Source organism: Saccharothrix longispora (genome assembly GCF_031455225.1).
GTDB lineage: Bacteria > Actinomycetota > Actinomycetes > Mycobacteriales > Pseudonocardiaceae > Actinosynnema > Actinosynnema longispora.
Window position 1 is genome coordinate 5,424,214 of the sequence record NZ_JAVDSG010000001.1, and the last position, 17,742, is coordinate 5,441,955.

The 17,742-nt window shown below is 73.5% G+C and carries 17 protein-coding genes; 8 read left to right on the plus strand and 9 right to left on the minus strand.

Features of this window, described 5'->3' with window-relative positions:
* Positions 1–43 precede the first annotated feature (43 nt).
* The 3 genes from J2S66_RS22480 to allB form a co-directional block, all read right to left on the minus strand.
* On the minus strand, positions 44–1,597 hold the full coding sequence (locus J2S66_RS22480) for an alpha/beta fold hydrolase (RefSeq protein WP_310309218.1): 1,554 nt from the start codon (positions 1,595–1,597) through the stop codon (positions 44–46).
* 124 nt (positions 1,598–1,721) lie between these two features.
* Entirely contained in the window at positions 1,722–2,720 is a 999-nt protein-coding gene (gene alc / locus J2S66_RS22485) for an allantoicase (protein ID WP_310309219.1), read from the minus strand.
* On the minus strand, positions 2,717–4,012 hold the full coding sequence (allB, locus tag J2S66_RS22490) for an allantoinase AllB (protein WP_310309220.1): 1,296 nt from the start codon (positions 4,010–4,012) through the stop codon (positions 2,717–2,719). Before allB ends, alc begins: the two co-directional genes overlap by 4 nt.
* Before the next feature lie 184 nt (positions 4,013–4,196).
* Here allB and uraD point away from each other — a divergent pair, with 184 nt between their 5' ends.
* From uraD to pucL, 3 genes are read left to right on the plus strand one after another with little or no spacing between them, the layout of a single operon-like run.
* On the plus strand, positions 4,197–4,727 hold the full coding sequence (gene uraD / locus J2S66_RS22495) for a 2-oxo-4-hydroxy-4-carboxy-5-ureidoimidazoline decarboxylase (RefSeq protein ID WP_374726114.1): 531 nt from the start codon (positions 4,197–4,199) through the stop codon (positions 4,725–4,727).
* Positions 4,724–5,011 (plus strand): hydroxyisourate hydrolase, encoded by a 288-nt coding sequence (locus J2S66_RS22500; protein WP_310309221.1) that lies wholly within the window; start codon positions 4,724–4,726, stop codon positions 5,009–5,011. The genes uraD and J2S66_RS22500 overlap by 4 nt, the downstream gene beginning before the upstream one ends.
* 2 nt (positions 5,012–5,013) lie before the next feature.
* On the plus strand, positions 5,014–5,892 hold the full coding sequence (pucL, locus tag J2S66_RS22505) for a factor-independent urate hydroxylase (protein ID WP_310309222.1): 879 nt from the start codon (positions 5,014–5,016) through the stop codon (positions 5,890–5,892).
* A gap of 16 nt (positions 5,893–5,908) precedes the next feature.
* Here pucL and J2S66_RS22510 read toward each other — a convergent pair whose 3' ends face one another.
* From J2S66_RS22510 to aceB, 4 genes are all read right to left on the minus strand, one after another.
* Positions 5,909–6,457, minus strand: a complete 549-nt coding sequence (locus tag J2S66_RS22510; protein WP_310309223.1) for a GNAT family N-acetyltransferase — start codon at positions 6,455–6,457, stop codon at positions 5,909–5,911.
* Positions 6,458–6,500: 43 nt separating this feature from the next.
* On the minus strand, positions 6,501–6,959 hold the full coding sequence (locus tag J2S66_RS22515; protein ID WP_310309224.1) for an Imm1 family immunity protein: 459 nt from the start codon (positions 6,957–6,959) through the stop codon (positions 6,501–6,503).
* Between the two features lie 101 nt (positions 6,960–7,060).
* The gene (locus J2S66_RS22520) at positions 7,061–8,251 is read right to left on the minus strand and encodes a DUF6986 family protein (protein ID WP_310309225.1); all 1,191 of its coding nucleotides are present in this window, start codon (positions 8,249–8,251) and stop codon (positions 7,061–7,063) included.
* A 1-nt stretch (position 8,252) separates the two neighbouring features.
* A complete protein-coding gene (gene aceB, locus J2S66_RS22525; protein WP_310309226.1) occupies positions 8,253–9,782 on the minus strand; it encodes a malate synthase A in 1,530 nt (509 codons plus the stop codon).
* 83 nt (positions 9,783–9,865) lie between these two features.
* Here aceB and J2S66_RS22530 point away from each other — a divergent pair, with 83 nt between their 5' ends.
* Complete coding sequence (locus J2S66_RS22530; RefSeq protein ID WP_310309227.1) at positions 9,866–10,621, plus strand: IclR family transcriptional regulator; 756 nt, start codon at positions 9,866–9,868, stop codon at positions 10,619–10,621.
* An 80-nt stretch (positions 10,622–10,701) separates the two neighbouring features.
* Here J2S66_RS22530 and ftsY read toward each other — a convergent pair whose 3' ends face one another.
* A complete protein-coding gene (ftsY, locus tag J2S66_RS22535; RefSeq protein ID WP_310309228.1) occupies positions 10,702–12,090 on the minus strand; it encodes a signal recognition particle-docking protein FtsY in 1,389 nt (462 codons plus the stop codon).
* A 115-nt stretch (positions 12,091–12,205) separates the two neighbouring features.
* On the opposite strand from ftsY, the gene J2S66_RS22540 reads away from it, so the two are divergent.
* Positions 12,206–13,327 (plus strand): anhydro-N-acetylmuramic acid kinase, encoded by a 1,122-nt coding sequence (locus J2S66_RS22540; RefSeq protein ID WP_374726115.1) that lies wholly within the window; start codon positions 12,206–12,208, stop codon positions 13,325–13,327.
* The gene (locus tag J2S66_RS22545; protein WP_310309229.1) at positions 13,314–14,870 is read left to right on the plus strand and encodes a sodium:solute symporter; all 1,557 of its coding nucleotides are present in this window, start codon (positions 13,314–13,316) and stop codon (positions 14,868–14,870) included. Before J2S66_RS22540 ends, J2S66_RS22545 begins: the two co-directional genes overlap by 14 nt.
* Before the next feature lie 63 nt (positions 14,871–14,933).
* Here J2S66_RS22545 and J2S66_RS22550 read toward each other — a convergent pair whose 3' ends face one another.
* Positions 14,934–15,869, minus strand: a complete 936-nt coding sequence (locus J2S66_RS22550) for a GNAT family N-acetyltransferase (protein ID WP_310309230.1) — start codon at positions 15,867–15,869, stop codon at positions 14,934–14,936.
* Positions 15,870–15,918: 49 nt separating this feature from the next.
* Here J2S66_RS22550 and J2S66_RS22555 point away from each other — a divergent pair, with 49 nt between their 5' ends.
* Positions 15,919–16,509, plus strand: coding sequence for a maleylpyruvate isomerase N-terminal domain-containing protein (locus J2S66_RS22555; RefSeq protein WP_310309231.1), 591 nt, complete (start codon positions 15,919–15,921; stop codon positions 16,507–16,509).
* 10 nt (positions 16,510–16,519) lie between these two features.
* Positions 16,520–17,713: a cytochrome P450 gene (locus J2S66_RS22560; protein ID WP_310309233.1), complete on the plus strand. Its 1,194-nt coding sequence runs from the start codon at positions 16,520–16,522 to the stop codon at positions 17,711–17,713.
* Positions 17,714–17,742 lie beyond the last annotated feature (29 nt).

Genomic DNA, 17,742 nt, shown 5'->3' on the forward strand with positions numbered 1-17,742 from the left:
TGATCGTGCCGGCCTGATCGTGCCGGCCCGGTCGTGCCGGCGGTTATCGGAGCCAGCCGGGCACGCCCGGCGCCGGGCCCGCGGGCAGCGGCGTGGCGTTCGACGACGCCGCCTGCTCGGGCGGCTCCACGGCGGCGCAGCGGGCGCCGGGCCGCGGGGTCTTGAGCGCGATCAGGTACTCGTCGGTCGCGCCGCGGGTGCAGTCGCTGCGGTCGTACACGCCGTGGCCCCAGCCCTCGTAGGTGAGCAGCACGGTCTTGTCACGGCTCTGCCGGTGGGCGTTGACGGCCCACTCGTAGCCGGTGGCCGAGTCGTGCAGGGCGTTGCTCATCAGGATCTTCGGCGAGTCCTCGATGCGCAGGCGGTGCTGCGGGTTGTTGACCTTCTCGGGCAGGCCCACGCAGCCGGCGATGGCCGAGTGCCCGAGCGACCCGCCGCGCATGTGCGGGGCGAGCTGGTTGGCGCGGTTCACCAGGGCGGAGAACTCGCGGTGGTTCTTGACGCGGATGGCCCAGTCCTGGCAGAACACCGCGGGGAACGGGTTCTCCACGGTCTCCTGGGCGGCCCGGACGGCCTTGACCGACGTGCCCGGAGTCGGCTCACCGGCGGCGAGCCGGACGAGGAACTCGGCGAGCGGAGCCCAGTTCGGGCCGTAGAACGCGCCGAAGGCCGTGCGGACGATGTCCCGCGCGGAGACGACGTAGGTCGGGTCGCCCGGGTCGGTGATCTCGCCGCGGTCGGCGCGGGCGAGCAGGTCTTCCCAGAACTCCACGACGTCCCGGTCGTGCAGGGCGCACGACTCGGTGCGCTCGCACCACTTCACGAACTCGGTGAACGAGTCCTCGGCGGTGACGGCCTCGGTCTCGTTGAAGCGCCACGTGCCGAGGCTGTGGTCCATGTTCGAGTCGATGACCATGGCGCGGATGTTGCGGCCGAACTCCTCGGCGTACTGCTGGCCGATGAGCGTGCCGTAGGAGATGCCGTAGTAGTTGATCTTCCGCTCGCCGAGGGACCGGCGCAGGGCGTCGATGTCCTTCACGACGGACAGCGTGTCGGCGTGGTCGTAGATCGGGCCGCTGTGGGCGCGGCAGTCGGCGGCCAGCTCGCGGTTGTAGGCGGCGAGGGCGTCGAAGCCGGCCTGGTCGGTCGGGTAGATCGACGGGGCGTTCACCGCGAGGTCGAACGAGCACTTCACCGGCCGGCTGCGGGCCACGCCGCGCGGGTCGAAGCCGATGATGTCGAAGCGCTGCTGCACCTCCGGGCTGAAGTAGCCGTCCGCGCCCAGCGCGAAGTCGACGCCCGAGCCGCCGGGACCGCCGGGGTTGATGACCAGGACGCCGAGGCGCTTGGCCGGGTCGAGGGCCTTGCGGCGGGCCACGGCGAGGTCGAACTTCTCGCCGCGCGGCCTGGTCCAGTCGATCGGCAGGCTGAGCGTGCCGCACTCGACCTCGGCGATCTCGGGGCAGGGCGCCCAGGTGATGCCCGCGACGCCCCGGGCGTCGACGGGCTGTTCCTCGGCCGACGCGAACGTGGCCGTCCCCAGGACGAGCGCGGCGGCGGTCCCCAGACCGCCGAGCGCACGGATGATCGATCGCACAGGTTCCTCCCTAGTTCCTGTCACCCAATCGGGTTACCGCAGGCTTTCAGGGGGGTGGTGCGCCTCACAACCGACTCAGGTCGTATAGGTCATCAGCCCTTGGGCGGACAACCTTGACTGTTATTCAGCTCAGTTCCCGGTACCTCCGGGTGATCGCCCCGAGGCCGTCCGTCGTCAAGCGGCCGAACAGCCGAAGGCGTGCCATCCCGCCGTCGGGGTAGATGTCGAGCCGCGCGTGCGTGGCCTCCGGGACCGCCTCGACGGGGAAGCGGTGGCGGGTGTCGGGTTGCAGGCGGGTGCGGTGCAGGACCGGGAACTCCGCGCCGGTGCGCTCGTCCCGCCCCGTCACCGAGGCCCAGCCGGGCGCGTTGCCCTTGAAGTGCGTGGTGTCCAGTTCGACCAGCCGCACCGCGCCGGCCGCGGCCAGCCGCACGTCCACCCAGTCGTTGCCGTCGTCGCGGCGGCGCGCCGTCTCCCAGCCCTCCCCCATCACCGCGGCCTGGCCGGGCGCGATGAGGTTGCCGGGCGAGCCGTAGAACATGTCGCTGCACCCGACCACCGCGCCCCCGTTCTCCAGCGCCGCCAGGTCCACCGCCTCGGGCAGCAGCAGCGCCGGGTCGGGCACAGGCTCGCCGAAGACCCGCAACCGGGCCACCCCGCCGTCCGGGTGGATCGTCAGCCGCACGTGGGTGTACCGGCGCGCGGCGTCGACCTCGAAGGAGTTCTTCCGGTCGCCCCCCAGCGGCGACTTGGGCACCAGCTCCTCCCAGCCGGTCAGCTCGGCCGGGTCCGGGTGGCCGACCGCCGAGGTGGCCTCGACCGAGGCGAACGGCGGGTAGTTGCCCGTGAAGAACGCCGTGTCGACCACCACCGCCTTGACCACGCCCGGCAGGCCGAGGCGGACGATCGCCGAGTCCTGCCCCGGTTCGCGCCGGCGCCGGGTCTCCCAGCCGTCGTAGACCTGCCCCTTGTGGCCGAAGGTGTAGGCGTCGAACACGGGCTCGGCCCGTTTGATCAGGTTCTCCCGCTCGGCGAACAGCTCGTCGTTCGCCCACACCACGCCGCCGCCGAACTCGCGGCAGGCCAGGTCGGGCAGGTGGGTGAAGCCGGGTGCCTCGGTCATGCGTCTCCTCGGGTGAGCAACCGCCCGCGCGGTCGGTCGTCGATCGGCCGCCCGCGCAGCCACGTCCGGCGCACCACGCCGGCCAGCGGTCGGCCGTGGTAGGGCGTCACGGGGTTGCGGTGGTGCAGCGCGTCCCGGTCCACCACGAACGCCTCGTCCGGCGCGAACACGACGAAGTCCGCGTCCGCGCCCGGCGCGATGCGCCCCTTGGTGGTCAGGCCGACCAGGTCGGCGGGGTTGCCGGCCATCCAGCGGACCACGTCGTGCAGGGTGTGGCCGCGCCGCCGGGCCTGGGTCCACACGGCGGGCAGGCCCAGCTGGAGGCTCGCGATGCCGCCCCACGCGGTGGCGAAGTCGCCCGCCTTGAGGTCCGGCGTGCACGGCGAGTGGTCGGTCACCACGAGGTCGACCACGTCCTCGCCGAGCGCGCGCCACAGCGACTCGCGGTTGGCGGCGTCGCGGATCGGCGGGCAGCACTTGAACTCGGTGGCCGCGTCCCCGATCTCCTCGGCGACGAACGTCAGGTAGTGCGGGCAGGTCTCGGCGGTGACGGCGAGGCCGCGCGCCTTGGCGTCGCGGACGTGCGCCACGCCGTGCCCGCTGGACAGGTGCAGCACGTGCAGCCGCGCGCCCGTCTCCTCCGCCAGCCCGACGACGGTGGCGATGGCGCCGGACTCGGCCGCGTGCGGGCGGGAGTCGAGGAACGCCCGGTAGCCGGGGCCCGGTTCGGTGATCTCGCGCGGGTCCTCGGCGTGCACGACGGTCAGCGCGCCGCGCGGTCCCAGGCGGTGCAGCGCGCGCCGCAGCTCGTCCCCGGTCACGTGCGGGAACTCGTCCACGCCGGAGTGCGCCAGGAAGCACTTGAAGCCGAAGACGCCCGCGTCGTGCAGCCCGTCGAGGTCGTCGAGGTTGTCCGGCACGATGCCGCCCCAGAACCCGACGTCCACGTGCGCCCGCTCGCGCGCCACCTCCCGCTTGGCCTCCAGCGCGGCCACCGAGGTCGTCGGCGGCAGGCTGTTGAGCGGCATGTCGACGATGGTGGTGACACCACCGGCGGCCGCCGCCCGGGTCGCGGTGGCGAAGCCCTCCCACTCGCCGCGCCCCGGCTCGTTCACGTGGACGTGCGTGTCGACCAGGCCGGGCAGCAGCACCTCGTCGGCCGCCAGCTCGACGACCCTCGCCCCGTCCAGGCGGTCGGCGACGGCCGCGATCCGACCGCTCTCCACGCCCACGTCGGCCCGGCGCTCGCCGTCCGGGGTGATCACGCGGGCAGCGCGCAGCACCAGGTCCATCGGGTCACCTTCGCACCCATCGGGCGCGGTGCGAAGCCCCGGTTTCCCCGGCGGCGGTCCCGGCCGGGCCGGCGCGCCGAGGCGGGGGTGGGTGGACGGGCGACGTCGTTGACACGCCGCGAAGGCGCTCGTACCGTCCCCCGGTGCGGAAGTGGCATTCCGCCATGCAAAAAAGGGGGCCGCCGTGCCTGATCCCGTGGTGCCCGATCCCGTGGTGCCCGATCCCGCCGGGTTCGACCTCGCCGGTTTCAACACCGCGCCCGCCGACGTGCTCCGGCCCCTGCTCACCGAGTGCCTCGCGGTGCCGCGCTGGGTCGACGCCGTGCTGGCCGGGCGGCCCTACCCCGACGTGGACGCGCTGCTCGCCGGCTCCGCCCGCGCCGCGGACCTGTCGGACGACGAGGTGCTCGCCGCGCTCGCCGGACACCCCCGCATCGGGGAGGGTGCGCGGCACGGCGGCGTCTCCGCGGCGTGGTCGGCCGACGAGCAGTCCGGTGTCGCGGAGTCGTCCGCCGACCGGCTCGCCGCCGCCAACGCCGCCTACGAGGACCGGTTCGGCCACCTCTACCTCGTGTGCGCGACGGGGTTGTCCGCCGGGGAGGTCCTCGACGACCTCGCCGCGCGGATGGACAACGAGCCCGCCGCGGAACTGCGCGTGGCGGGCCGGGAACTCGGGAAGATCGCCGCGCTGCGGCTCGGGAAGGTGGTGGCATGAGCACGCTGTCCACGCACGTGCTCGACGCGGAGACCGGTCGGCCGCGGGTCGGCGTGCCGGTGCGGTTGGAGCGCGACGGCGCGGTGCTGGCCTCCGGCCGCACGGACGACGACGGCAGGCTTCGGTTCGCCGAGGAGCTGGAACCCGGCGTGCACCGGCTGGTGTTCGAGGTCGACACGCCGTTCTACCCGGAGATCACGATCGCCTTCCGGGTGACCGAGGGGCACCTGCACGTGCCGATCCTGTTGAGCCCGTTCGCGTTCACCACCTACCGGGGGAGCTGACCGTGGGGATCGTCCTGGGCCCGAACCAGTACGGGAAGGCGGAGAACCGCCTGGTGGTCGTGTCGCGCGACGGCGACGTGCACACGATCAAGGACCTCACGGTCGGCACGTCCCTGCGCGGCGACCTCGCGGACACCCACCTCACCGGCGACAACTCGAAGGTGCTGGCGACCGACACGCAGAAGAACACCGTCCACGCGTTCGCCAAGCGGGCGCCGGTGGGCGAGATCGAGGACTTCGCGCTGCGCCTCGGCAGGCACTTCGTGTCCTCGCAGGAGGCGATCACCGGCGCGCGGGTGCTGGTGGACGAGCACTCGTGGCAGCGGATCGAGGACAACGGCCACTCGTTCGTGGGCGGTTCCGCGGAGAAGCGCACGACGGCCGTGACGGTCGACGGCCCGCGCGCCTGGGTCGTGTCGGGCGTGCGGGACCTGGTGGTGCTCAAGACGACCGGTTCGGAGTTCCACGGCTTCCCCCGCGACGAGTACACGACGTTGCCGGAGACCGACGACCGCGTCCTCGCCACCTCGGTGACGGCGCGGTGGCGCTACCGGGACGAGGACGTCGACTGGGCCGCGGCGCACGCGGCGATCCGGCGGCTGCTGCTCGGCGCGTTCGCCGCGAAGCACAGCCTGTCGTTGCAGCAGACCCTCTACGCGATGGGCGAGGCCGTGCTGCTCGACCGGCCCGAGGTCGCCGAGGTGCGGCTGTCGATGCCGAACAAGCACCACTTCGCGGTCGACCTGTCCCCGTTCGGCCTGGAGAACCACAACGAGGTGTTCCACGCCGCCGATCGCCCGTACGGCCTCATCGAGGGTTCCGTGCTGCGCGACGACGCCGAGGACCCCGGCCTGGCCTGGTACTCGCTGCCGGAGTTCTGACCCGGCCGGGGTCCGTTCAGCCCGGCCGGACCGCGGCGTACAGCAGCATGTCCACGCGCCGCCCGCCGATCTCCTCGTGGCTGCGCAGCAGGCCCTCGCGCTCGTACCCGGCGGCCTCGGCGGTGCGGACCGACGCCGTGTTCCACGGTTCGACGCGCAACTCCACCCGGTGCAGCCCCGGCACCGTCCACGCGAACCGGGTGAGGGCGGTGAGTGCCCGGCCCGCCACGCCGCGGCCCCGGCTGCGCGGCGCGATCGAGTAGCCCGCCGACGCCCGCCCGGCCGGGAGCCGGTCCAACCAGAGGCCGACGCCGCCCAGCGCCTCGTCGGTGTCCCGGTCGGCGACGCAGAACGAGTACCCCTGGCCGGTGGCGAGGCGGTCGTGCTGCCGGGCCAGGTAGGCGAGGGCCTGCTCGCGGTCGGCGTTCAGGGGCAGCGTGCCGATCGTCGGCACGTACGGGTCCGTCGCGAGGTCCAGCACCATGCCCACGTCGCGGTCCTCGAACGCGCGCAGGCGCACGTCCTCGAAGGTGGGGGGCGGTGACGGCACGACGAGGGGTTCCACGCCCTCGATCATGGCCCCGGGCAGCCCCGGCGGGCCACCGGTTTCACGCCTCGCGCAGGGCCATCCGCTGCACCCGCCACTCGTGGAACAGGTCGGCCTCGTCGTACCAGTCCACGGTGGTCGGCCGCCGCGCGGTGGCGAGGAACTCCAGCAGCACCTCGCGGAACAGCGGCAGGCGCAGGCCCACCCCCGGTGGGAAGTCCGTGTACCGCTCGTCCACGTACGGCGCGTCCGGGTCGCCCTTGGGCCAGCCGGTGAAGTCGTCGTCCACGTAGTTCAGGTAGCCCCACGGGCCGCGCACGGCGAGGACCAGGTTGTGGTCGCTCTCCCCGTCCGCGTCCAGGTCGCGGGCGAAGTGCTCCAGCATCCCGTCGTTGCACTCCGGCCGCCCCAGGGCGGCGATGAGCACGTCCACGTCCTCCGGGCACGCCACCACCTGGTACCGGAACTCGGCCCGTTCCAGGTCCGGCAGCCCGGTCCACAACCCGGCCCGCATGGTCATGGCCCCCACCATGGCCGGTCGTCGCGCGCTCGGCCGCGCGGAACCGCGAGATCACCCCTTCCGGTGACGGCGGGGTCCGCCGCCGGGAGCTTCGCGGCCGGTCACCCGCGCCGGGCCAGGGCCCTCAGCTCGGCCGGGCCGAGGCCGGTCGCGCGGCGCACCTCGTCCTCGTCCAGCGCGCCGCAGTCCAGGGCGCGCACGAACGACGACGACAGCGCCCGCGCGGTGGCGGGCTCGTCCAGCACGGACCCGCCCGCCCGCGCCACGTACGCCCGCAACCGCGCCGCGTCGCCCGCCAGGCCCTCCAGGTGGAACGCGTGCACGGCGGCGTACCGGGTCACCAGCTGCGCCGGGTGCAGGTCCCAGCCCTGGTGGAAGCCGTGCGCCAGGGAGCGGCGGACCAGGCCGTAGTGGGTGCGCCAGCCGTGCTCGACGTCGTCGCCGACGGGCAGCACGTTGGTCGAGCCGTCCGACACCTCGACCCCCGTGCCGGCCGCCGACACCTGCATGACGTTGCGCGCGAAGTCGCACGCGCCGTGCGCGAGGTGCTGGTGCGCCGCGCCGAGGCCGCAGTCCGCCGTGTAGTCGTAGGTGCCGAAGTGCAGGCCGCTCACCCGCCCCCGGCCGGCCTCGATGAGCCGCGGGACCGCGAGCCGGCCGGACGGGTCCACGATCGACCGGGTCGTCTCGACCTGGATCTCGAACCGCAGCGGCAGGCCGAACAGGTCGAGCACGTCGCCGAGCACCTCGACCTGGTCGACCGAGGTGACCTTGGGGAAGGTGATCACGAATCCCTCGGGTGCGCCGCCGAGCGCGGTGAGGAACACGTCGAGCGTGCGGATGCCTCGCTCCCGCAGCGCCCGCGTGTCGAACGACTTCATCCGCAGCCCGAACCGCGGCGGCGCGGCGCCGGAGGCCACCCAGTCCCGCACGACCAGCGCGGTGCGCTCGGCGTCGGCGTCCTCCTCGGCGTCGGGGCGCGGGCCGTAGCCGTCCTCGAAGTCGACGCGCAGGTCCTCGACCGGTTCGGCGGCGAGCTTCGCCCGCACCCGGTGGGGCAGCACGGCGGCCAGGTCGCCCGGCAGGTCGAGGACGCGCCCCAGGTCGGGGTGCGCGTCCAGGGCCGCAAGCGCTTGCGCGCCCCAGTCCCGCACGGTGTCCGCGGTGACCCGGTCGGCGGGCACGTAGCAGGTGTGCACCGGCTGCCTGCCGACCGGCGACCGCTGCCCGGCGTCGACCAGCCGCGCGGTGAGCGCCCGCACCGCGTCGGCGGGCAGCGACGTGCGCGGCACGTCAGATCCGCTCGTAGGCGGGCAGGGTCAGGAAGTCCACGAAGTCGTCGGACAGCGCGACCTGCTCGAACAGCTCCACCGCCACGTCCAGGTGCGCGCCGTCGAGCCGCCCGCGGACCTCCGCCAGCACCTCGCGCACCAGCTCGGCGGTGACCGGCGTGCCGTCGTCGAGCACCACGTCGTTGTGCACCCACTGCCACAGCTGGGAGCGGGAGATCTCGGCGGTGGCGGCGTCCTCCATCAGGTTGTGGATGGCCGCCGCGCCGTTGCCGCCCAGCCAGGACAGCAGGTAGCGCACGCCGACGTCCACGGCGGACTCGACGCCCGCGCGGGTGGCCGCACCACCGGCCGACGCGAAGTCGAGCAGCTGCCCGGCCGTGACCTCCACCTCGGGCCGCAGCACGTCGAGCTGGTTCGGCTTGCCGCCCAGCCGCTCGTCGAAGATCTCCCGGCACACCGGCACGAGGTCCGGGTGCGCGACCCACGAGCCGTCGAACCCGTCGCCCGCCTCGCGGGTCTTGTCGGCGCGCACCTTCTCCAGCGCGTTCTCCGTGACCTCGGGGTCGCGCCGGTTCGGGATGAACGCCGCCATGCCGCCGATGGCGAACGCGCCGCGCTTGTGGCAGGTGCGCACCAGCAGCTCGGTGTAGGCGCGCATGAACGGCGCGGTCATGGTGATGCTGCCGCGGTCGGGCAGCACGGCGTCCGGGCCCGCGTCGCGGAAGTACTTGATGACGCTGAACAGGTAGTCCCAGCGGCCCGCGTTGAGGCCCGACGCGTGGTCGCGCAGCTCGTGGAGGATCTCGTCCATCTCGAACGCGGCGGGGATCGTCTCGATCAGGACGGTGGCGCGGATCGTGCCGTGCGGGACGCCGAGCCGCTCCTGCGCGGCGGTGAACACGCCGTTCCACAGCCGGGCTTCGAGGTGGCTCTCCATCTTCGGCAGGTAGTAGTACGGCCGGCCGAGCGCGGCGTTGTGGAAGAAGTGCAGGCCGAAGTCGACCAGCGCGCCGATCGCCGGGCGGCCCCCGACCTCCAGGTGCCGCTCCGGCAGGTGCCAGCCGCGCGGGCGGACCACGATCGCGGGCCGCTCCACGTCGTCGCGCAGGGCGTAGTGCTTGCCCTCGGGCGAGGTGAACTCGACCGTGCCGCGGGCGGCGTCGTAGAGGTTGACCTGGCCGGAGACGACGTTGTGCCAGTGCGGCGTGTTGGCGTCCTCCAGGTCGGCCAGCCACACCTTCGCGCCGGAGTTGAGCGCGTTGACGGTCATCTTGCGCTCGGTCGGGCCGGTGATCTCGACCCGCCGGTCGCGCAGCGGTTCCGGGGCCTCGGCGACCTTCCAGTCGCCCTCGCGGACCTCCCTGGTCCCGTCGAGGAAACCGAGCGGGCGGCGGTGCGCGCGGCGGCGCATCAGCGCGGCGTGCTCCGGCGCGAAGCGGCCGTGCAGCTCGGCCACGAACTCCAGCGCGTCCGGCGTGAGGATCTCGTCCCCGCGCTCCACATCGCCCCCGAGGACACGAACACCGGACATGGAGGTCCACCTCGTTTCAGCTCGGTTTCTACTTCGCGGACTATAGTTTTCACAACGCGGAACGGCAACGAAGGAGTGGTCCCGTGGCACGAGAGTCGGGCGGCGGCGTCCAGTCGCTGCAACGGGCCTTCGACCTGCTGGAACGCCTCGCGGACGCCGGGGGCGAGGCGAGCCTGTCCGAGCTGGCCGCCACCTCCGGCCTGCCGTTGCCGACCATCCACCGGCTCATCCGCACCCTCGTCGCGCTGGGGTACGTGCGGCAGAACAGCAACCGCCGCTACGCGCTCGGCCCCCGGCTGATCCGGCTGGGCGAGAGCGCGTCGCGGCAGTTCGGCACGTGGGCGAGGCCGTTCCTGGCGCAGCTCGTGGACCAGGTGGAGGAGACCGCGAACCTGGCCGTGCTGGACGGCGACGAGGTGGTGTACGTGGCGCAGGTGCCGTCGCGGCACTCGATGCGGATGTTCACCGAGGTCGGCCGCCGACTGCTGCCGCACGGCACGGGCGTGGGCAAGGCGATGCTCGCGCGACTGCCGCGCGACGAGGTGCGGGCGCTGCTGGCGCGCACCGGGCTGCCCGCGTACACGCCGAACACGATCACCGACGTCGACGCCCTGCTGGCCGAACTGGACCGCGTCGCCGAGCAGGGTTACGCGCTGGACGAGGGCGAGCAGGAACTGGGCGTGCGCTGCGTCGCCGTGCCGCTGCCCGGCGCCCCGGCCCCCGCCGCCCTCTCGGTCTCCGGTCCGGACAGCAGGCTGACCAAGGAGTCGGTGGCCGGCATCCTCCCGGCGATCCTGGGCACCGCCGCCCACCTGACCACCCAGGCCACCCGCACCTGACCCCGAGAGTCCAACGCCCAGGCTTCGGAAGTCCTGAGGGTTGGACTCTCGAAGCCCGGGTGTTGGACTCTCGGGTGGAGTCAGTTGAGGAGGGCGTCCACGAAGGCCTGCGGTTCGAACGGGGCCAGGTGGTCGGCTCCCTCGCCCAGGCCCACGAGCTTGACCGGCACGCCCAGCTCGCGCTGCACCTGGAACACGATGCCGCCCTTGGCGGTGCCGTCGAGCTTGGTCAGCACGATGCCCGTCACGTCGACGACCTCGGCGAACACCCGCGCCTGGGTCAGGCCGTTCTGGCCGGTGGTGGCGTCGAGGACGAGCAGCACCTCGTCCACCTCCGCCTGCTTCTCCACGACGCGCTTGACCTTGCCCAGCTCGTCCATCAGGCCGGTCTTGGTGTGCAGGCGGCCCGCCGTGTCGATCAGCACGGTGTCCACGCCCGCGTTCACGCCCTGCTTGACCGCCTCGAACGCGACCGACGCCGGGTCCGCGCCCTCCGCGCCGCGCACGGTCGACGCGCCGACCCGCGAACCCCAGGTCTCCAACTGGTCGGCGGCGGCGGCGCGGAACGTGTCGGCCGCGCCCAGCAGCACGGTGCGGCCGTCGGCGACGAGCACGCGGGCCAGCTTGCCGGTGGTGGTGGTCTTGCCGACGCCGTTGACGCCCACGACGAGGAGGACGGCCGGCTTCACCCCGTGAGGACCGGCGGAGTGGGGCAGCGCGTGCACGACGCGGTCCATCTCCGGGTGCAGCGCGTCGACCAGCACGTCGCGCAGCAGGGCGCGGGCGTCGTCCGGCGTGCGCACGCCGCGGGTGGCGATCTGCTCGCGCAGCGCGGCGACGACCTGGTCGGTGATGGCGGAACCGAGGTCGGCCATCAGGAGGGTGTCCTCGACGTCCGTCCACGAGTCCTCGTCCAGGTCGCCCGCGCCGAGCAGGCCGAGCAGGCCCTGGCCGAACGTGGACCGCGACCGCGACAGCCGCCCGCGCAGCCGCTCCAACCGGCCCGCGGTGGGCTCGATCTCGTCGATCTCGGACGCCTCTTCGGGCAGGTCCACCTCGACGAACCCGCGCTTGACCGAGTCGCGCGGCACGGAGGCGTCGTCACCGACGCCCGGCTGGCCGTCGACCTCGGTGCGCTCGGCGACCGGGTGCTCGACCGGTTCGGCCACCGGGGGTTCGGCCACCGGGGGTTCGGCGGCTTCGGGTTCGACCACCCGCGGTGCGGCCGGCTCGGGCGCGGTGGTCTCGACCGGCTCGGGCGGGGCCGCCGACCTCGGTGGAGCGGTCGGCGCGTTGAACGTGATCGCCCCGCCGGCCTGGTAGCCCTTGGCGGGCTTCTCGACCTCGTCGCGCTCGGTCTCGGTGAGGCTGATCCGCCGGCGCCGGGACAGCGCGACGCCCGCCACGATGGCGACCGCGAGCAGTGCCGCGACGACGACGACGATCCAGATCAGGGACGTGGTGGACACCGGGCAATCCTCGCACGCCCCCCTATGTGGACGATCGACCAACCAAGTTGATTTCCGGCAACTTTCCCACCTGTGGTCTTGCGCGCTGCGGGCTGTGTGGAATACACCACAGGGCGTGAGGGTGATCGGGCTCATCTCGGGCACGTCGATGGACGCCGTCGACGTCGCCGTGGCCGACCTGTCGTTGGACGGGCCGACCGTCCTGCTGACCCTCGTGGAGCACGCCGAGCACCCGTTCCCGGCCGAGCTGCGCGTGCCGCCGACGAGCGCCGCCGAGCTGTGCGAGCTGGACACGCGGCTCGGGCAGCTGTTCGCGGACGTGGCGTCGCGGTACGAGGGCGACCTGGTGTCGTCGCTCGGCCAGACCGTGCACCACCGGGTCGAGGACGGCCGCTGCCTCGGCACGCTCCAGCTCGGCCAACCCGCGTGGATAGCCGAGGTCACCGGTTTGCCGGTGGTGTCCGACCTGAGGGTCCGCGACGTCGCGGCGGGTGGGCACGGCGCACCGCTGGCGAGCACCCTCGACGCGCTGTGGCTCGCCGACCTCGCGGCCGACGGGCCCGCCACCGCGCTCAACATCGGCGGTATCGCCAACATCACCAAGGTGTCACCCGCAGGTGTGATCGCCTACGACACCGGACCGGGCAACGCGCTCATGGACGCCGCGATGGTCGTCCTCTCCGGTGGGTTGCGCGACCGGGACGTGGACGGCGAGTACGCCCGGCGCGGCCGGGTGCGCGCCGACCTGCTCGACCGGCTGCTCGCGGACCCGTACTACGCGCGGCCCGCCCCGAAGTCGACCGGCAAGGAGCACTTCGGCCGCGCCTACCTCGACCGCGCCACCGAGGGCCTGACCATGCCCGCCGAGGACCTGCTGGCCACGCTGACCGAGCTGACCGCGCGCACGGTCGCCGCCGGGTGCGAGGGCGTCGTGGTCGGCTCGGGCGGCGGGATGCGCAACCCCGTGCTCGTCGAGTCGCTGCGGCGACGCGTCGACCTGCGTGCGAGCGACGAGTTCGGGTTGCCCTCGGACGCCAAGGAGGCCTACCTCGCGGCGCTGCTGGGCTTCCTCGGCTGGCACGGGCTGCCGGCCAACGTGCCGTCCGCCACGGGCGCCGCCGGCCCCCGCCCGCTGGGGTCGTTCACCCCCGGCCGCTACCCCCTGCGCCTGCCCGAACCCGCGATCACCGCCGTTCGCGGGCTCAGAATCACTGGAGGACACCGTGCGCGCACTTGATGTCGGCATCATCGTGCTGTTCCTGGTGGGCATGCCGCTGCTGGGGGTGTGGATCGCCGGGCGGCAGCGGTCGGCGACCGACTACTTCGTCAGCGAGCGCCGCATCTCGTGGTGGGTCGTGTGCGTGTCGGTGGTGTCGGCGGAGACGTCCACGCTGACCGTGCTCAGCGTGCCCACGATCGCGTACCTGGGCACCTCGACGTTCCTGGCGCTGGCGTTCGGCTACCTGATCGGCCGGGTCGTCGTGTCGTTCGTGCTGCTGCCCAAGTACGTCGCGGGTGAGCTGATCACCGCGTACGGGTTCCTGGGCAAGCGGTTCGGGCCGGGCATCCAGAGCACCGCGTCGGTGACGTTCCTGGTGACGCGGCTGCTCGCGGACGGCCTGCGGCTGTTCGCCACGGCGATCCCGGTGAAGGTCGTGCTGGCCGCGTACGGCGTGGACGCGTCGTACTGGGTCATCGTGGCGGTGCTCGGCGTCGCGATGGTGGCCTACAGCTTCCTCGGCGGCGTGCGGGCCGTCGTGTGGGTCGACGCCATCCAGATGCTCTGGTACGTCGTGGGCGCGGTCGCGGTGATCGCGGTGCTGAGCGGGAAGCTGCCCGACGGCTGGTTCTCCGCCGCCGCCGACGCGGGGAAGTTCCAGGTCATCGACCCGTCGCTGTCCGCGCTGACCTCGCCGTACGCGATCCCCACCGCGTTCATCGGCGGTGCCGTGCTGTCGATGGCGTCGCACGGCGCGGACCAGCTCATCGTGCAGCGGCTGATGGCGACCAAGGACGTGAGGGCGGCGCAGAAGGCGCTCATCGGCAGCGGCGTCGTGGTGATCCTCCAGTTCGCGCTGTTCCTGTTCATCGGCGTGATGCTGTGGTCGTTCTACAAGGCCGCCGCGCCGGTGAAGGACCTCGGGCTCAACAACAACGACGAGCTGTTCGCGCACTTCATCGTCAACGACATGCCGTCGGGCCTGTCCGGGTTCGTGATCGCGGGCATCCTCGCCGCCGCGCTGTCGTCGTCGCTGGGCGCGCTGGCGTCCTCGACGGTGACGGACGTGGTGCAGCGCGTGCGGCGGAAGCCGATGACCGAGGCCGAGGTGTTCCGGCAGGGCCGGCTGTGGACGGTCGCGTGGGCCGGGCTGCTGATCGTGTGCGCCGGGCTGTTCGCGTCGCTGACGCGGCGCGGCAACCCGATCGTGGAGCAGGGCCTGTCGATCGCCGGGTTCACCTACGGCGCGCTGCTGGGCGCGTTCCTGCTGGGGCTGCTGTTCCGCCGGGCGCGGCAGTTCGACGCGATCGTGGCGTTCGCGGTGACGGTGGTGGTGATGGCGTTCGTGATCCTGGGCGTGAAGTTCGTCGGCCCGGACGCGACCCTCGCGATCGACTTCTCCGCCGCGGCGCCCGCGCAGAAGGTCGTGTCGCTGGCGTACCCCTGGTACACGCCGATGGGTGTGCTCGTCACGCTGGTCGTGGGTGGGCTGTTGTCGTTGCGGCACAAGGGGGAGCTGCCGCCGGGGGTGGACGAGCCGGTGTCGGCCGAGGCCCGCTGACCCCGGTCCCGGGCGCCACCCGGGTCGGGCGGCGGCGCGCTCCGTCGCCCGACCCGGGCGGGATCACGCGGCCTTGCCGACGCGGTAGGACACGAGTTCCAGGTGCAGCCGGAAGCCCAGGCGCTCGAACAGGCGCTGGGACGAGCGGTTGCCCGCGAGGATCGCTGCGGCGGCCTGGGGGCGCGCGCCCGCCGACTCGGCGAGCTTCCACACCAGCTCGGTGATCAGGGCCGCGCCGACGCCCTGACCCCGGACGTCGGGTTCCACGGCCACGAAGTCCAGGTAGAACTCGCCCGGCTCGGCCTTGCCGGACGCGTAGCCGAGGACGCGGTCGCCGTCCATGGCGACCACGACGGTGTGCTCGCGGCTGCCGTCCACGAGCGAACGGCCGGACAGGTAGGTCTTCGGGAAGCACCGCTCGTGCAGCACGGCCACGGCCTCGTGCACGGCGCGGTCGGTGGGCAGGACGCGCATCTCGCGCGCGGGACCGGTGCGGGGACAGCTCGCCTCGCGCAGCATCAGCTCGCGCAGGCCGTCGCCGGCCAGCACGTGGATGCCGCACGGTCGCGCGGCGGCGAAGCCGTGCCGCCCGGCGAACGCGGCGAGCCGCCGGTGGCCGGTGTGGCCGAGCAGCTCCCGGTCGGCGACGCCGTCGAGCAGCGGCGCGGCGCGGGCGTAGAGGGCATCGGCGGTCTGGTCCCAGATGCGACTGCCGGCGGGGTGGTTGACGGGTACGTCGACGAACGGGCCGTGCAGGAAGGCGCGGTTCAGCTCGGTGTCGACCTCGATGCTCAGCGCGCCGCACACCCGACCGGAGTCGTCGGTCGCGACCACCGTGCACGAGGCCCAGTCTGGCTCGAACTCGGCCAGCTCGGCCGCGACGTCGCCGAGCGTCTCGCCGAGGTAGCCGATGTGGTGCGCGTCATCGGCCTGCAGGCGCAGGACGAAGGCGAGCACGGCGTCCAGGTCGTCCTGGGCGGCGGGACGGATGTCGTACATGTCTGAGATGGTCACCCGCGGGTCCGACGAATGCGAGGGAGTTTCAGTGGTGGACGGGGCGGTGGTCCGGGCGGTCGCGCGGGAGTGCGGCGGGTTCCTCGACGGGCTGGTCGGGGCCGACTGGTCGGCGGTGGTGCCGGAGGTCGGCTGGACGGTCGCCGCGACGGTGGCGCACGTGTCGGACTGCCTGCTCTACTACTCGGCGGACCTCGCCGCGGGGCCGGCGGGGCTGCGCGTGGCGGAGGTGCGGGTGCTGCCGTCCTCGCCGCCCGCGGACCTGGTGCGCGCGGTGCGGACGACGGCCGCGGTGCTCGCCGCCGTCGTGGAGGGCCGGCCGCCGGACGCGCTCGGTTGGCACCCCTGGGGCCTGTCGGACGCGGCCGGGTTCGCCGGGATGGGCTGCGACGAGATGCTGGTGCACACCCACGACGCGGGCCGCGGCCTGGGCGCGGTGTTCACGCCCGACCCGGCGCTGCCCGCGGCGGTGCTGCGGCGCCTGTTCCCGGACGTGCCGCCCGGCGACGACCCGATGGCGGCTCTGCTGTGGGCGAACGGCCGCGTCTCGCTGGGTGGGCGGCCCCGGCGCGAGGAGTGGCGGTGGCGGTGCGCGCCCCTCGACGCGGCCGGGTCGGGCTCCTAACGTCGGGATCATGACGGACGACGTGCTCGACATCCCGTTCGCCGACGCCTTCTCCTTCGACCCCTCCCCCACGTGGGCGCGGTTGCGCGAGGAGGCGCTGGCGGTGCGCGTGCGCACGCTCGCGGGCGCGCGGGTGTGGCTGGTGACGCGGTACGACGACGTGAAGCTGGTGCTGGCCGACCCCCGGTTCTCCCGCGCGGCGGTGGTGGAGGAGGGCGCGCCGAGGGTGGGCGTGTCGCGCCCGCTGGCCGGCACCCTGCCGACGACCGACCCGCCCGAGCACACCCGGCTGCGCGGGCTCGTGTCCGGCGCGTTCGCGCACCGGCGGGTGGAGCGGGCGCGGGAGTGGGTGCGGGAGCTGTGCGAGGGGCTGGCCGACGACCTCGCGGCGGGCCCGGCGGACGGCGTGGACCTGCGGCGGGTGTTCGCGCTGCCGCTGCCGATCCAGGTGATCTGCACGCTGCTCGGCGTGCCGTACGACGACCGCGAGCGGTTCCGCGAGTGGGTCGAGCTGTCCTACAGCATGGAGATGTCGGAGCGGGAGCGCGTCGAGGAGGCGATGACGAGCCTGCTGGAGTACATGGGCGCGCTGGTCGCCGCGAAGCGCGCCGGGGAGCGGTCCGGGGAGCGGTCGGCCGACCTGCTCGACGAGCTGTGCGCGACCTCGTTGACGCACGACGAGCTGGTGGCGTTCGCGCTGAACCTGCTCGTCGCCGGGCACGAGACGTCGGCGAACCAGATCACCGGCTTCGTCGCCACGCTGCTGCGCGACCGGCGGCACTGGGAGCGGCTGGTGGCCGAGCCGGACCTGGTGCCGCGCGCGGTGGAGGAGCTGATGCGGTTCACGCGGCTCAGCGAGGTCGGGCAGCTGCGGGTGGCGCTGGAGGACGTCGAGGTCGCCGGGGTGGTGGTGCGGGCGGGAGAGGGCGTGATGGCGTCGATCGGCTCGGCCAACCGCGACCCGCGGGCGTTCGACGCGCCGGACGAGCTGGACCTGGGGCGAACGCCGAACCCGCACCTGGCCCTGGGCGCGGGCCCGCACTTCTGCCTGGGCGCGCAACTGGCCCGGATCGAGCTCCAGGAGGCGCTGGGCGTGCTGCTGAGGCGGTTCCCGGGCCTGCGGGCGGCGCGGCCGGTCGAGGAACTGGCGTGGCGGCGAGTGCTGGTCAGCGGGTTGGCGGAGCTTCCGGTCGCGCTGGGTTGAGCGACATCACTTGCCGCGCGTTCACCGCT